The following is a 15,492-nucleotide window of genomic DNA, read 5'->3' as shown; positions in this document are numbered from 1 at the left end:
AGTGATCTGAGTCAGGCTTTAACCAGACAAAAGACGGTCAAAGAGAGCGTTTTAAAGTGGCTGGCGAGCCAAAAAGTTAGCGAGGATCTGGTGGCCTTGCTCTGTTTTAATCGACTCAGGATGGAACTGTACCGCATCAATCGGCAAGGTTTTGTGCTGATAGCCCATGATCTCATCCATCGAGCCATCTTCAAGCTCTGTCCAAGCAGTAAGCTCAAAACAATCTGGCAAAGAGTCTTTCTTAACCACAAGTGAGTGGTAACGCGTTACCGTCAGCGGATTATTGAGCGTGGCAAACACACTGCGATCATTGTGACGAATTGGGGATGTTTTGCCATGCATTACCTGCCGAGCACGTACCACTTCTCCGCCAAACACCTGCGCAATCGCCTGATGGCCTAAACAAACACCAAGAATCGGCAGCTTTCCCGCAAAATGCTCAATCGCACTTAACGAAATACCCGCTTCATTGGGCGTACAGGGCCCCGGAGAGATAACCAAATGGGTGGGATTCAACGCCTCTATCTCTTCAAGCGTGATTTCATCATTACGCACTACCTTAACCTCTGCGCCCAGCTCACAAAAATACTGGTACAGGTTATAGGTAAAAGAGTCGTAATTATCGATGATTAACAGCATTACTCGGAGACTAGCGTTGATAAATTTCTTGGTTAGGGGCGGTATTGTGCAATACAGGGCAAGAAAGGCAAGAGCAAACGATAAAAATAAGGTCGGCTTTCACCGACCTTATTAGTTTACAGTACTTTTTGAGGATTATTATTTACGACGACGCCATAGCGCTAGGCCGAACAGAGACATCATTGCGCCGAAGCCGAATGAACCTGCCATGTTTAGCTCTAGAACCGCTGGATCGTGGTCAGAAGAACGGAAGTGATCTTGGTACTTAGGTAGGTCACCTTTGTACTCATCGTTGTAATCGAACAACGTCGATTCACCACCATTGATATGCCAGTCTGTTGCGTCAACAAAGTGCTTCTCTAGACTTGGACTGATCAATAGGTGGTCAAGTGCGCCCACTTCATCATTGAACGAGTAGCTCCAGCTGTTTGGATGCGCTTTCGCTACGGCATTGATGTAACCGTAGTTGTGATTAATCACTGCACCATCATCACCGTACTGCACTTCACCGCCGATGTATGTGTTACGTGCCGCTTTGATTGTCTTACCGTATTTCTCTTGGCTGTAATCCGTCAGAACAAGCATTGGGTCTTCCATGCCGTACGAGTTCATATCACCCAAGATAACTTTGTGGCCTTTAATCTCTTTCAGCGCATCACCCAATGCCACTGCCGCTGCAACGCGGAAGTTTTCACATGAGCCCTGCTTGTCTAGGTCTTGACCACCCTGACCACCTTGCTCAACCGGTGCTGCATCTTCCCAACACTTAGAGCCTTTTGATTTGAAGTGGTTAATCGCCACTGTGATCTTCTCTTTGGTCCCTTTCACCTTAAAGGTTGGCGCTAGAGAGTCACGCTGGTAGTTCTTACCGTCTTCAATCACTTTGCCGTTTTCATCAACCACTTCAGGCGCTTGCTGACTTGGCATTGCGATAACGCGAGACTCTTTTAGCTTAACCACTTTAGGACGGTAGATAACGCCTGTTGTGATTACGTCAGTACCGATGTAGTCATTTTCGTCTGTCACTTTATCGCCATTGCTGTCGATAGCGACGATATCGTAACGATCTTTCTTGTTTTCAATTCGTGCGTTTAGCTGGTCAACAAGCTGACGAATCGCACCGCTTTCACCAAAGCCATTGTTCTCGATTTCCATCAGGCCGATGATGTCAGCGTCTAGGCGTAGAATCGCATTGACGATCTTCGCTTGCTGTACTTCAAACTCTTCAAAATTGTTCGCACCACGGTTATTACCATGTGGGTTCGTGTCACCACCAAACGGCGAGTTGAAGTAGTTCAAGACGTTGAAAGTCGCGATACGTAGGTCGCCTTCTGTCATATCGATATCTTGAGTACGTGGATCGTTACGTACGAAGCTTTCACTAGTTAGCGTGTTGGTCGGGATTAGGCGGTAATCGCCGTAGCTGTATGTGATCACACCTTCTAGACCAACAATCGTATCGTCAACACGGATGTAATCTTCTGTTGAACCATCTTGGTCTGCGTCAGTACGGCCAAAATCTGGGTAGTAAGGGATAGAACCGTTTGGTGCTTTGGCATCAGATTCTACGTATAGACGACGCTCAGCGTTTTCGATGCTCTGCTGTTTCGCTTGCTCTGAACCTGCGGCAAAGTTTTGGTTTGGCTGCATGCTGATACGACCTTGCGCCAGTACCATATTGTTACGACGCGCAGCGTAATCGTAGCCGAAAGTACGCGTTACACGCATATCGAGCGCTTCAGTTGTTCTGACTAGCATGCCTTCGTAACGCTCTAATGTGCGATCGAAATTTTTATCTGTTGGCAGGATCTCGATATCCGTCGCCGTTGGCGCTGCTTGCTCGCCTTGCTTAACCCAGTTGTTGTTTTCTGTCTTTAGCTGAGTGTGGTTGTAGTATTCTTGAACCTTACCTTTCACACACACGACATCGCCTGGTTTTAGCTCTGAGCTAGACTGGTTAGTGTGAACGAACAAGCCTTCTGATGTTTGTGGGTTGTAGTCATCCGTCAGTGCCTGTAGGTAGAAACCTTTGGTTAGGCCCGTCGTCACGGCGCTAACCACACCTTTAACAAAGAAGTCTTCGTCTGTGATGTAAGGGTAGCCATTAATAAATGGAGAGGTATCACCTTCACCCTGAATTTCTTGAATAGAAGTAAAGGTTGGCGCTGCGCCATCTTGAGTACAAGCGAATGGCTCTGGAGCGGTACCACCATCCAACGTACCTAACCCTTCAATGCTATCTTTCGGCAGTGAAGACCACTGTGCAGCATTGTGCGCTGTAGAAGGTGTCATCGCATCTGAGTTGCGAACTAAAGTGGTATCTTTAGCAAAGTCAGAGCCACCCATGTCACCCAGAAGATCATGCACACTGCCATCTTTCAGTAGTGCCATTGGATCATTACCGTTGAAACCCGTTACTGAGCCATTAAGGATGTCCGCAACCGCTTTAATGTCATCGCTAGCACTAGTATGTGCAACAACCAGTACGCTTTTCGCTGCCAGCACTTGGCCGTTGAGTGACAGCTTGCTGCCCCACTCGCCATTGCCATTAGTTGACTTGGCTAGTTCATAACCATCAAGAGAGACAGAAGCATCACCTGTGTTAGCAATCTCGATTGCTTTGTTGTTGCTACCACCTTCTACATACTGAGAAATAATAATGTCTGCCATTGCTGGAGAAGACAGAGCACCTGCTACCACTGCTGCAAGTAGCGTTGGGGTTAGTTTTTGTTTCATGTTATCCACCATGCATCGCTTCCAATGTTGAACCACAACGAGAAAGCGTGTTCCAAATCACTTTTTTCGTGACTACTTATAAATAAATCATGTCCAGTGTTGATGTTTTTTATGAAACTAAAAATTACATTCAGTGACAGTGAGATTTCGATCTCATAGACATGATGAATAATTGAAGCGTCGTCAAATTTTCAACATATGGTGGTAACAGAAGTTTCAACTTTGAGACGAGGAGGTTGAATTATTTAAGTTTTTGCTAATAAATAGAGTAACTACTTTAGAGGTATTCAGCGTTAGACAGAAACAAAAAAGGCGCTGTGAGAGCGCCTTTGGAAAGAGAGTTAAACGGATTAGTTTAGTCGGTTTTGGTCATCATCATCTTTACGCTCAAACTCGCCTTCGAAAGTCGAGCCTTGCTTAGAGTCCCCTTTGTGGAAAGGACCTTGCTCAAATGGGTTCTGACCAAACTGCTCGCCATGAAATCCACCTTGGAATCCACCACCCACTGATTTCACCACCATTTTGCTCATCAAGTACTTAGCGATAACCGCCCTAGGAGCAGGAAGTAAAACCAGCATACCGAATGCATCAGTCATAAAACCTGGGGTCAGAAGCAGCACGCCGGCAACCGCCAGCATCACGCCTTCAAAGATCTGCTGAGCAGGTAACTCCCCCTGCTGAAGGCGGTTTTGCACTGACATCAGTGTTTGCAGCCCTTGGCTACGTACTAACGAGGCACCAACAAATGCGGTGATCAGTACCAAGCCGATGGTTGGCCACAAACCCAGAAAACCACCGACTTGAATAAATAGGCCTATTTCAATAATAGGAACGAAGATAAACAGCAATAATAAGATAGGAAACACACGCCCTCCTTTGTTGGGTTCAGTGTACGTGTTCCACGGTTTTAGCTCAAATTGAAGCTGTAAAAAATCGTGATAAAACACTCAATAAACCCCTACCACTAAAGGGTTATTAATAACCTATTCATATCTTACAAAACTTTAACTCAACAAAAGCAAAAAAGGTGATCCACTTACTATTTTTATACCGCAGGTACAGTATCATGTGCCACATAAGTCAGGACGGATTATACAGCCAAAAATTCTGTCGAATGGATTCTTAGACTACAGATTGGCTATAAAGCAACTTTATTATCAGAATAAATATCTAAGGATCCTGTATGGCTACCCTAACTGAAACCTCTCAAGTGGCTAACCAAGCAACCCGTATCGAAGAAGACTTACTCGGCGAGCGCCACGTACCAGCTGACGCTTACTACGGCATTCATACTCTTCGCGCGATTGAAAACTTCAATATTTCTAACATGACCATCTCTGACGTACCTGAATTTGTACGCGGTATGGTGATGACAAAGAAAGCCGCTGCACTCGCAAACAAAGAGCTAGGTGTTATCCCTAAAGATGTTGCTAACTACATCATCGAAGCGTGTGATTTGATCCTTGAAACAGGTAAGTGCATGGATCAGTTCCCTTCAGACGTATTCCAAGGTGGTGCAGGCACTTCAGTCAACATGAACACCAACGAAGTGATTGCTAACGTTGCTCTTGAACTAATGGGCAAAGAGAAAGGTCAGTACGACATCGTTAACCCGAACGATCACGTAAACAAGAGCCAATCAACAAACTGTGCATACCCAACGGGTTTCCGTATCGCGGTATACAACAGCGTAGCGAAGCTGATTGAAGCGATTGAATACCTAAAAGGTGCCTTTGAGCTTAAGAGCCAAGAGTTTAAAGATGTATTGAAGATGGGCCGTACTCAGCTTCAAGACGCAGTGCCAATGACAGTCGGTCAAGAGTTCCACGCTTGGGCAGTCACCCTAAACGAAGAAATTCGTGCGCTTGAGTACACATCAAAACTGCTACTAGAAATCAACCTAGGTGCAACCGCAATTGGTACAGGTCTAAACGCCGCACAAGGTTACCAAGCATCAGCTGTGAAACACCTAGCGGAAGTAACAGGCCTAGAAGTGGTTCCTGCAGAAGACTTGATCGAAGCAACGTCTGACTGTGGTGCATACGTAATGACGCACGGCGCACTAAAACGCCTAGCGGTTAAACTGTCTAAGATCTGTAATGACCTGCGTCTGCTTTCATCTGGTCCTCGTTCAGGTTTGAACGAACTGAACCTGCCAGAACTTCAAGCAGGCTCGTCAATCATGCCAGCGAAAGTAAACCCAGTAGTTCCAGAAGTAGTTAACCAAGTTTGTTTCAAAGTGCTTGGTAACGACAACACTATCTCGTTTGCAGCAGAAGGTGGTCAGCTTCAGCTTAACGTGATGGAACCTGTGATTGCACAAAGCATGTTTGAGTCTATCTCAATCCTATCCAACGCATGTGTCAACCTGCGTGACAAGTGTATCGATGGCATCACAGTCAACAAAGAGACGTGTGAAAGCTATGTCTACAACTCTATCGGTATCGTGACTTACCTAAACCCATACATTGGCCACCACGAAGGTGACATCGTTGGTAAGATCTGTGCAGAAACAGGTAAGAGTGTTCGTGAAGTCGTGCTTGAGCGCGGTCTGCTAACCGAAGAAGAGCTTGATGAAATTCTTTGTGTTGAAAACTTTATGCACCCAACGTATAAAGCGAAACGCTACGAATAATCGCAGTAAGAAAGGGCTCTTCGGAGCCCTTTTTTGGCACTCAATACGGTTAACCACAATTTTATCAAGGTCTCTCTTCATTCCTATTATCTAACTATTTAGACGCTGAGTCGTTAGATAATCAGAATCAAAATAAACTTTATGAGGTATCAATATGGTGGCAGTCGAACTCTTTGTCGTTCTGCTCTTTATCTATTTAGGAGCAAGAATTGGTGGTATTGGCATTGGTTTAGCAGGTGGTGCAGGTGTTATCGCACTTTCTTTGGTACTTGGTGTACCCACTAGCCAAGCTTTTATTCCAGTAGACGTTATTCTTATCATTATGTCGGTCATTACCGCGATCGCAGCCATGCAGGTTGCTGGTGGCATGGACTGGTTAGTACAAGTGGCTGAAAACTTTTTGCGTAAACACCCTGAGCGCATCACCTTTTATGCGCCGATTGTAACTTTCTTAATGACGCTAATGGCAGGAACAGGACACACTGCGTTCTCGACTCTGCCTGTTATCGCTGAAGTAGCAAAAGGCCAAGGAGTACGTCCATCGCGCCCACTGTCTATTGCAGTTGTTGCTTCACAAATTGCTATTACCGCTTCACCGATTTCAGCGGCTGTTGTTGCGTTTGCAGCAATGCTAGCGCCTATGGGTGTGGATTACCTAACTCTGTTAGCGGTATGTATTCCAACCACTTTCATCGCATGTATGATTGGTGCATTCGTTGCCAACTTTATGGGCAGCGAGCTTAAAGATGACCCTATCTATCAAGAACGTCTGGAAAAAGGCTTAATCAAGCTAGCAACTGAAAAGCAGCGTGAAATTCTACCTACAGCAAAAACTGCAACTTACATCTTCCTTGCCGCGATCGGTTTTGTTGTTTGCTACGCAGCAGCAATTTCCGGCTCGATTGGCCTTATCAAGGATCCGGCGCTAGGCCGAAATGAAGCGATCATGACAGTGATGCTGGCAGCAGCGGCAGCCATCGTTCTCGTGACTAAGATTGATGCATCTAAGATCCCTTCAGCGGCAACCTTCCGCTCGGGTATGACAGCATGTGTTTGTGTACTTGGTGTTGCTTGGCTTGGTTCAACCTTTGTTAACGCACACGTAGACGGCATTAAAGAAGTGGCGGGTGCACTGCTTTCAGATTACCCATGGATGCTAGCTATGGTGCTGTTCTTTGCTTCAATGCTACTTTACTCACAAGGGGCAACAACCGTAGCACTAATGCCAGCAGCATTGGCTATTGGTGTCGCGCCTCTCACAGCCGTTGCATCTTTCGCCGCAGTAAGTGCGCTGTTCGTACTACCTACCTACCCAACACTGCTTGCAGCAGTTGAAATGGACGACACTGGCTCAACACGTATCGGCAAGTACGTCTTCAACCATCCGTTCTTTATTCCTGGTGTGGTGACTATCTCGTCTGCGGTAGCGCTAGGCTTTACATTCGGCGGTTTATTCATCTAAAAACCATATTAAAACTAAGGGAGCTTCGGCTCCCTTTTTTATTTTATCTCGTGTAAAAAATCTAGCTCACATTTTATTTTTGACTTTAGTCAATAAAGTGTTCAAAAACTCTTTGTGCATTTAAATCCCAACGTTTGAATAAAATTCCGGTCAAATTTTTACTTTCCAACCACAGCCTACTTACCCACCTTCTATAACTGTTTTTCTAGAATATTAATCCGCCTATTTCAAACAATTAGTCGCTCCAATTTATCACTAGATTTATAGCGTTTTTTTTGTCGATTTATTTTGTGAAGATCACCAAAGTTAGCATCAAGAACTGCTTTTAAAATAGCATCAAAGGGCAGATTTGACAGTGAAGCCCAGTTTATAAATCAAATACCAATAACTTACCCTACATAAGTTATTTAATTATTAATAACTATTAGTCGCTGATTCACTTTTATTTATTGGTATATAAATAAAAGTAAGGAGATAGCCATGACAACCCAAACTGTACCGACCGAAGAAAAAAAAGGCGGCTTCTTTGCCAACTTTAAGTTCCCTTCCGCATATACGATTCTTTTTGTTTTAATCGCGCTGGTTGCGCTGCTGACCTGGATTGTTCCAGCAGGCCAGTACGACCGCGTAATGAACGAAGACCTAGGGCGTGAAGTTCCTGTTACAGGCACCTATCAAGCCGTAGATGGCAACCCTCAAGGCGTTATTGATGTTCTACTTGCACCTATTGATGGCTTCTATGATCACAACAGCTACGAAGCTGCAGCGATCGACGTTTCTCTTTTCATCCTCATCATTGGTGGCTTCCTAGGGCTAGTAACGAAAACAGGGGCAATTGACGCGGGTATCGAGCGCGTGACTCATCGTCTGGAAGGACGAGAAGAGATGATGATACCTATACTGATGGCGCTGTTTGCCGCGGGTGGTACTGTTTACGGCATGGCTGAAGAATCTCTACCTTTCTACACCCTACTCGTCCCTGTCATGATGGCTGCGCGTTTTGACCCTGTTGTTGCAGCAGCAACCGTCTTGCTTGGTGCTGGTATTGGCTGTTTGGGTTCAACTATTAACCCATTTGCCACTGTCATCGCTGCAAACGCATCAGGTATCCCATTTACAGATGGTATTGCACTACGCCTTATCATGCTAGTCGCTGGTTGGGCTATCTGTGTTGCCTACGTGATGCGTTATGCTCGCATGGTTCGCGAAGACCAATCTAAATCGATTGTGTACGACAAATACGAAGAAAATAAAGCACACTTCCTTGGTAACCAGTCTGATGAAGGCTTAGAGTTCACGACCACTCGTAAAGCTATCCTTACTATTTTTGGTGGCTCATTTGGTGTGATGATCTACGGTGTATCAGTTGCAGGTTGGTGGATGGCCGAGATCTCTGCCATGTTCCTAGCCGCTACCATCATTGTCGGTATCGTGGCACGCATGAGTGAAGAAGAGTTTACTAGCAGCTTTATCGACGGTGCTCGCGACCTACTAGGCGTTGCGCTAATCATTGGTATTGCTCGTGGTATCGTCGTGGTTATGGACCGCGGTATGATCACTGACACCATCTTGTTCTCTGCTGAGCAAATGGTGACGGGGCTATCGTCTGTTGTGTTCATCAACGTGATGTTCTTCCTAGAGATTCTACTGTCGTTCCTTGTACCTTCAACGTCTGGTCTAGCGGTTCTTACTATGCCTATCATGGCGCCATTAGCAGACTTTGCGGGTGTCGGTCGTGACCTAGTTATCACTGCATATCAATCTGCATCTGGCTTAGTGAACCTAATTACGCCAACCTCTGCAGTTGTAATGGGCGGCTTGGCAATTGCTAAAGTCCCATACGTACGCTGGGTGAAATGGGTAGCGCCATTGCTAGCAATTCTGACTCTGTTCTGCGTTGTTGTACTAAGTATTGGTGCCCTAATCTAATCCACAGACTTCTTTTCCTTACCCTGGCTCACAGGAAGTGAGCCGCCCTCAAAGCCGCCATAGTGCGGCTTTTCTTTTGAGAGACCAGAAACGAGATACGAGATACGAGATACGAGATACGAGATACGAGATACGAGATACGAGAATATTTTACTTCTGCTCCTATTGCCTGCCAACACTATCAAAACTAAAGACTCCATCCCAAGCCACTCACATTCCTCTCGCAGGGCGAAGCCCGCTCCCGCAGCGAAGCGTTCTAGAAGACGAAGTCTGATCTCAATTCTATTTTTTTAATTAGAAAAAGTATCCCAACCAATAAACTTTATTAATTAAATAAACCCCTCTAATTAAAGCGGTGCAAATATTAATATGTGATCAGCACAACAATTATTACCAAATATTTTGTTATAAAACGATTAATTCACACCCCAAAAGCACTTATCTAGAAAGATTCATTGCATATTTCCGCTTTATTCAACTTATTGTCACTAAATTTTTTGTGCATATTCTTTCTTCTAATTATTGTTTATCTAGCATCTTGGATAATTACCTGCATAAAGTTCCACGCCGAGTGGCTAATTAGGGGTGTTACAGCTCAATAACAACTGCATAGATATTGTTAAAACCCTTGTAAATCAAGGCCTGGAGCATAAAAATCGAACTGTGATTGACCTCTAAGATTCCCCCGCCAACAGGCGTAATATGAGTTCCAGAAACAAAATAAGTGAATAAATAAATTCACGCTTCTATTCCCTACAAATTAAATATTAGTTTTTAAATATTAAGACTAATTAGAATATAAGAGAGATACGATCATGAGTAAGTTATACGTAGGTTCTGAAATCGGTCAATTACGTCGCGTTCTTGTTCACCGCCCTAGACGAGCTCTGACTCACCTAACACCTTCTAACTGTCACGATCTGCTATTTGATGACGTATTGGCAGTTGAGCGTGCAGGTAAAGAGCACGACGTATTCACTCAAACATTGCGTGATCAAGGTGTGGAAGTGCTACTTCTTACAGACCTACTAGCAGACACGCTTGCTGTTCCAGAAGCCAAAGACTGGCTACTTAGCCGCCAAGTATCAGATTACCGCTTAGGCAAGACTTTCGCTAACGATGTACGCTGCTACTTAGGTGACCTACCTAATCTAGAGCTCGCGAAAATTCTGACAGGTGGCCTTTCTTACGCTGAAATGCCAATGAAATCTTCTTCAATGATGCAAGGTCTGCATGCTCCAACTGACTTCATCATTGAGCCTCTACCAAACCACCTATTTACTCGTGACACTTCTTGCTGGGTATACGGTGGCGTATCAATCAACCCAATGGCAAAACCTGCTCGTCAACGTGAAACAAACCATGTTCGTGCTATTTACCGCTGGCATCCAACCTTCGCAGGTCAAGACTTCATTAAGTACTTCGGCGACGAAGAGACAATCAACTACGACAACTCAACTATCGAAGGCGGCGACGTATTGGTTCTTGGTCGTGGCACGGTACTTATCGGTATGTCTGAGCGTACAACCGCACAAGGTGTTGAGCACCTAGCTTCTGGTCTATTCAAGCACGGCCAAGCGAAACAAATCATTGCAATGGAGCTACCTAAACACCGCTCTTGCATGCACCTAGACACCGTTATGACTCACATGAACGAAGATACCTTCTCTGTTTACCCAGAAGTGGTTCGTAAAGACGTGAAATGTTGGAGCCTAACTGGCGATGAGTCTGGTGCGGTTAATGTGAAAGAAGAGGGCTACTTTGTAACGGCTATCGAGAAAGCACTTGGTGTCGACAAGCTAAACCTTATCACAACGGGTGGTGACAACTTCCACGCAGAACGTGAGCAGTGGAACGACGCAAACAACGTACTAACTGTGAAACCTGGCGTGGTTGTTGGCTACGAAGGCAACACTTACACCAACGAGAAATACGACAAAGCGGGCATCACTGTTCTACCTATCCCAGGTGACGAGCTAGGCCGTGGTCGTGGTGGCGCTCGCTGCATGAGCTGCCCAATCGAGCGTGACGGTATTTAAGTAAGTGATTAGTTGGCGGGAGCCCTTTGCTCCTGCCCCCTGCAGAGAGATTAAAGCAATGACTAAACAAACAGTAGTTGTAGCACTTGGTGGTAACGCCCTACTTCGCCGCGGCGAGCCATTAGAAGCTGAAGTTCAGCGCCAAAACATTGAGATTGCGGTTAAGACAATTTCTGAAATCGCGCAAGAGTACAACGTAGTGCTTGTGCACGGTAACGGCCCACAAGTTGGCCTACTTGCTCTACAAGGTCTGGAATACAAGAAAGTCGCTCCGTACCCACTCGATGTATTGGGCAGTGAAACTCAAGGCATGATCGGCTACATGCTGATGCAAGAGTTTAAAAACCAAATGCCTAATGTCAACGCGACTTGCATGTTGACTCAAATGACGGTTGACCCAAGCGATCCTGCATTCGCTGATCCAACCAAGCCTATCGGCCCAATTTACGAAGAAGCAGAAGCGCGTGAACTAGCAGAGAAGTACCGTTGGACAATCAAGCCAGACGGCCAACACTTCCGCCGCGTAGTCCCAAGCCCACAACCTACAGGCATCATTGAACATGAAGCGATTACCGCACTGATCGAGCAAGGCCACTTGGTTATCTGTACTGGCGGTGGCGGTATTCCAGTCAAACGCGAAAACGGCAAATTAGTTGGTGTTGAAGCGGTTATCGACAAAGACATGTCTGCTGCGTTCCTAGCAAAACAACTAGACGCAGATGCGCTACTTATCCTGACTGACGCTGATGCGGTTTACCTAGATTGGGGCAAACCAACTCAACATGCTCTACGCAGCACTAACCCATCTGAACTGGCTCAGTACCAATTTGATGCTGGCTCTATGGGACCGAAGATCGAAGCGTCATGCGAGTTCATTAAACAAGGTGGCAAAGTGGTCGGCATTGGTTCTCTAGAAGATGGTTTACGCATTCTTCAAGGCACCGCGGGTACCAATATCACCAAAGGCTAACCGACTCGTAACTCCACAACTGGAGCGAGATTGAATAACCAGACCCTCGTTGAATTTAAGGTGCCTCTATCTCGCTCCCCACTGTGGAAGCAAAAGTTATACAAACATTACTTATTTATGCGCTTTCTTACCTCTTTCCCTGCAACCAAGAGAGCGCAATCAAAACAAAGAAGGAAAACATCATGGCTTTTAACCTACGCAACCGTAACTTCCTAAAACTATTAGACTTTACTCCACGTGAAATTCAACACATGTTGGATCTATCTGCGGAACTTAAAAAAGCGAAATACAACGGCTATGAACAACCTCGTCTAAAAGGCAAAAACATTGCGCTAATTTTCGAGAAAACGTCTACTCGTACTCGTTGTGCATTTGAAGTTGCAGCATTTGACCAAGGCGCTCAAGTTTCTTACTTAGGCCCATCGGGTTCTCAAATCGGTCACAAAGAGTCAATGAAAGATACTGCTCGCGTCCTTGGTCGCATGTACGACGGCATCGAGTACCGCGGCTTTGGTCAAGAAATCGTTGAAGAGCTAGGTGCGTACGCTGGTGTTCCTGTATGGAATGGCCTAACAGACGAGTTCCACCCAACGCAAATCCTAGCTGACTTCCTAACTATGATGGAACACGGCCGTGGTAAACAGCTACATGAAATGAAATTCGCTTACCTAGGCGACGCTCGCAACAACATGGGTAACTCTCTAATGGTTGGTGCGGCGAAGATGGGTATGGACATCCGCCTAGTGGCTCCTAAAGCGTTCTGGCCAGAAGAAGAGCTAGTAGCGACTTGTCGCGAAATCGCTGAAGAAACTGGTGCGAAAATCACTCTGACTGAAGACGTACAAGAAGGCGTTCAAGGCTGTGATTACCTATACACAGACGTATGGGTATCTATGGGTGAAGCGAAAGAAGCATGGGCTGAGCGTATCAACCTAATGATGCCTTACCAAGTGAACATGGAAATGCTAAAAGCGACAGGTAACCCACATGTGAAATTCATGCACTGTCTACCTGCATTCCATGGCGAAGATACTACCGTTGGTAAACAGCTAGCGGCTGAGTACCCACAACTTAAAGATGGCGTAGAAGTAACAGATGAAGTTGTTGAATCAAAACACTCTATCGTCTTCGATGAAGCAGAGAACCGTATGCACACTATCAAAGCAGTGATGGTAGCAACACTAGGCGACTAATATCACTCAAAGATATTAATCGCGAACACTCCATATCACGGAATTAATCCATAGGTATCACGAGTGGTTTGCAGGGAAATGCGGGTGGCATTCAGAGGCTCTGAATAAAGCCCGCATTTTTTTTCATCGCGCTGACAATAAAAAACCTCCCAATCACCCTCCAAGCAAATTCCGACAACGGCTGCGAAAAGCACATCAAAAACAGTCAATTTCGCATAAAAATCCAATTTCTGGATACTTTGCGCAAACGCTTGCGTCGCGTAATTTTGTCCGTATAATCCTCCGAAATTTGTCTAGGAGAGTATTATGAACCAGCAAAATACAACATCTCGTTGTTACAAAACGCGCCCTGAATCAGGGACGTCAGCTGTTTTATTTTTAGTCTCCATCGATCCTTTATCAGCCTCCTATTGTTAGGGGGCTTTTTTTTGTCTGTCATCTATGAGGCGAGGAAATACAGCTATGGCGCATTCGTTATTTAACAAGCACATCATCTCCATCCCTGAGCTCAGCCGCAGCGAGCTTGAACTTATCGTCGATACTGCAGCACGCTTAAAAGCAGAGCCAAACCCTGAGCTACTAAAAAACAAAGTCGTGGCGAGTTGCTTCTTCGAACCATCGACTCGTACCCGTCTGTCGTTTGAAACCGCCGTTGAACGTTTAGGCGGCAGCGTGATTGGTTTCGATAACGGGGGTAACACCTCTCTGGCTAAAAAAGGGGAAACCTTGGCTGACTCGGTCCAAGTCATCGCTTCATATGTTGATGCCTTTGTGATGCGCCACCCTCAAGAAGGAGCTGCGCGTTTAGCATCTGAGTTCTCTAACGGTGTTCCAATCATTAACGGTGGCGACGGCGCAAACCAACACCCAACCCAAACTCTGCTCGACCTATTCTCTATCCACGAAACGCAAGGCACGCTTGATAACCTCAACGTTGCTTTCGTTGGGGACCTAAAATATGGCCGCACTGTGCACTCACTGACTCAAGCACTGGCAAAATTCAACAACGTACGCTTCTTCTTTATCGCTCCAGATGCACTGGCTATGCCTGACTATATCTGCGAAGAGTTAGAGGAAGCGGGTATCAAGTTCAGTATGCACAACAACATTGAAGAAGTGGTTCCTGAGCTGGATGTGCTTTACATGACGCGAGTGCAAAAAGAACGTTTTGATGAGTCAGAGTACGCGCACATGAAATCAGCCTTCATTCTTACAGCAGCAACTCTAGAAGGCGCACGCGACAACTTAAAAGTACTTCACCCACTACCACGTGTTGACGAGATCACCACAGATGTCGATAAGACCAAACACGCTTACTACTTCGAGCAAGCTGAAAATGGCGTTTATGCGCGCGAAGCTCTGCTAGCCCTAGTCTTGAACGAAACTCTTTAATCCGCAGGAGAACTATCATGGTAAAAGAAACTCAACTACAAGTAGAAGCGATTCGCAACGGCTCTGTCATTGACCATATTCCTGCAAACATTGGCATCAAAGTGCTGAAACTGTTCAAGATGCACAAATCAAATGAGCGTATTACGATAGGTTTAAACCTGCCTTCTTCAGCGCTAGGTGCTAAAGACCTGATCAAGATTGAAAACATCTACCTGACTAAAGAGCAAGCGAACCAACTGGCGCTTTACGCTCCAAAAGCAACAGTGAATCAGATTGAAGAATACAAGGTCGTCAACAAGCTTAATCTTGTGCTTCCAGAAAGCATTGAAAGTGTGTTTGAGTGCCCGAATAGCAACTGTATTTCACACGGAGAACCGGTAGAAAGTCGCTTTAATGTGCAGCAAAAGAAAGAGAATGCGCAGCTAAAATGCCATTACTGTGAAAAAGTATTCTCACGCGAAATCATGACAGAAGCGCGCTAAGCAATCAGCGCTTAA

11 protein-coding genes are annotated in these 15,492 nt (G+C 45.6%); 8 read left to right on the top strand and 3 right to left on the bottom strand.

Annotation, left to right across the window (positions count from 1 at the left end; translation table 11 throughout):
- Window positions 1–51: 51 nt before the first annotated feature.
- The 3 genes from AC6R16_RS21755 to AC6R16_RS21745 form a co-directional block, all read right to left on the bottom strand.
- Entirely contained in the window at window positions 52–639 is a 588-nt protein-coding gene (locus AC6R16_RS21755) for an aminodeoxychorismate/anthranilate synthase component II (protein ID WP_500675716.1), read from the bottom strand.
- Window positions 640–777: 138 nt separating this feature from the next.
- A complete protein-coding gene (locus tag AC6R16_RS21750) occupies window positions 778–3,375 on the bottom strand; it encodes an ExeM/NucH family extracellular endonuclease (RefSeq protein WP_500675715.1) in 2,598 nt (865 codons plus the stop codon).
- A 350-nt stretch (window positions 3,376–3,725) separates the two neighbouring features.
- Window positions 3,726–4,241 carry an FxsA family protein gene (locus tag AC6R16_RS21745; protein ID WP_004749081.1) on the bottom strand — a complete coding sequence of 172 codons (516 nt, stop codon included), beginning with the start codon at window positions 4,239–4,241 and terminating at the stop codon, window positions 3,726–3,728.
- Between the two features lie 317 nt (window positions 4,242–4,558).
- On the opposite strand from AC6R16_RS21745, the gene aspA reads away from it, so the two are divergent.
- The 8 genes from aspA to pyrI all read left to right on the top strand — a co-directional run bounded on the left by aspA (window position 4,559) and on the right by pyrI (window position 15,477).
- Complete coding sequence (gene aspA / locus AC6R16_RS21740; protein ID WP_004742783.1) at window positions 4,559–6,010, top strand: aspartate ammonia-lyase; 1,452 nt, start codon at window positions 4,559–4,561, stop codon at window positions 6,008–6,010.
- A gap of 154 nt (window positions 6,011–6,164) precedes the next feature.
- The gene (locus AC6R16_RS21735; protein WP_004742782.1) at window positions 6,165–7,472 is read left to right on the top strand and encodes an anaerobic C4-dicarboxylate transporter; all 1,308 of its coding nucleotides are present in this window, start codon (window positions 6,165–6,167) and stop codon (window positions 7,470–7,472) included.
- A gap of 480 nt (window positions 7,473–7,952) precedes the next feature.
- Window positions 7,953–9,401, top strand: coding sequence for a YfcC family protein (locus AC6R16_RS21730; RefSeq protein ID WP_500640636.1), 1,449 nt, complete (start codon window positions 7,953–7,955; stop codon window positions 9,399–9,401).
- Window positions 9,402–10,216: 815 nt separating this feature from the next.
- Window positions 10,217–11,440, top strand: a complete 1,224-nt coding sequence (gene arcA, locus AC6R16_RS21725) for an arginine deiminase (protein ID WP_171323699.1) — start codon at window positions 10,217–10,219, stop codon at window positions 11,438–11,440.
- A 58-nt stretch (window positions 11,441–11,498) separates the two neighbouring features.
- A complete protein-coding gene (gene arcC, locus AC6R16_RS21720; protein WP_004742779.1) occupies window positions 11,499–12,410 on the top strand; it encodes a carbamate kinase in 912 nt (303 codons plus the stop codon).
- 182 nt (window positions 12,411–12,592) lie between these two features.
- Complete coding sequence (locus tag AC6R16_RS21715) at window positions 12,593–13,603, top strand: ornithine carbamoyltransferase (protein ID WP_004742778.1); 1,011 nt, start codon at window positions 12,593–12,595, stop codon at window positions 13,601–13,603.
- Between the two features lie 462 nt (window positions 13,604–14,065).
- Window positions 14,066–14,995, top strand: a complete 930-nt coding sequence (pyrB, locus tag AC6R16_RS21710) for an aspartate carbamoyltransferase (RefSeq protein WP_004749078.1) — start codon at window positions 14,066–14,068, stop codon at window positions 14,993–14,995.
- A 17-nt stretch (window positions 14,996–15,012) separates the two neighbouring features.
- On the top strand, window positions 15,013–15,477 hold the full coding sequence (pyrI, locus tag AC6R16_RS21705; protein WP_500675714.1) for an aspartate carbamoyltransferase regulatory subunit: 465 nt from the start codon (window positions 15,013–15,015) through the stop codon (window positions 15,475–15,477).
- Window positions 15,478–15,492: the final 15 nt, after the last annotated feature.

Source organism: Vibrio sp. R10-SG3-ISO10 (assembly GCF_059834185.1).
This window is presented reverse-complemented; position numbering and strand designations above follow the sequence as displayed.

Excerpts from the sequence above, each read along its gene's own strand:
- AC6R16_RS21750 (WP_500675715.1), bottom strand. The coding sequence starts at position 3,375 with ATGAAACAAAAACTAACCCCAACGCTACTTGCAGCAGTGGTAGCAGGT.
- AC6R16_RS21735 (WP_004742782.1), top strand. The coding sequence starts at position 6,165 with ATGGTGGCAGTCGAACTCTTTGTCGTTCTGCTCTTTATCTATTTAGGA.
- AC6R16_RS21715 (WP_004742778.1), top strand. The coding sequence starts at position 12,593 with ATGGCTTTTAACCTACGCAACCGTAACTTCCTAAAACTATTAGACTTT.
- pyrI (WP_500675714.1), top strand. The coding sequence starts at position 15,013 with ATGGTAAAAGAAACTCAACTACAAGTAGAAGCGATTCGCAACGGCTCT.
- arcA (WP_171323699.1), top strand. The coding sequence starts at position 10,217 with ATGAGTAAGTTATACGTAGGTTCTGAAATCGGTCAATTACGTCGCGTT.
- AC6R16_RS21755 (WP_500675716.1), bottom strand. The coding sequence starts at position 639 with ATGCTGTTAATCATCGATAATTACGACTCTTTTACCTATAACCTGTAC.
- aspA (WP_004742783.1), top strand. The coding sequence starts at position 4,559 with ATGGCTACCCTAACTGAAACCTCTCAAGTGGCTAACCAAGCAACCCGT.
- arcC (WP_004742779.1), top strand. The coding sequence starts at position 11,499 with ATGACTAAACAAACAGTAGTTGTAGCACTTGGTGGTAACGCCCTACTT.
- pyrB (WP_004749078.1), top strand. The coding sequence starts at position 14,066 with ATGGCGCATTCGTTATTTAACAAGCACATCATCTCCATCCCTGAGCTC.
- AC6R16_RS21730 (WP_500640636.1), top strand. The coding sequence starts at position 7,953 with ATGACAACCCAAACTGTACCGACCGAAGAAAAAAAAGGCGGCTTCTTT.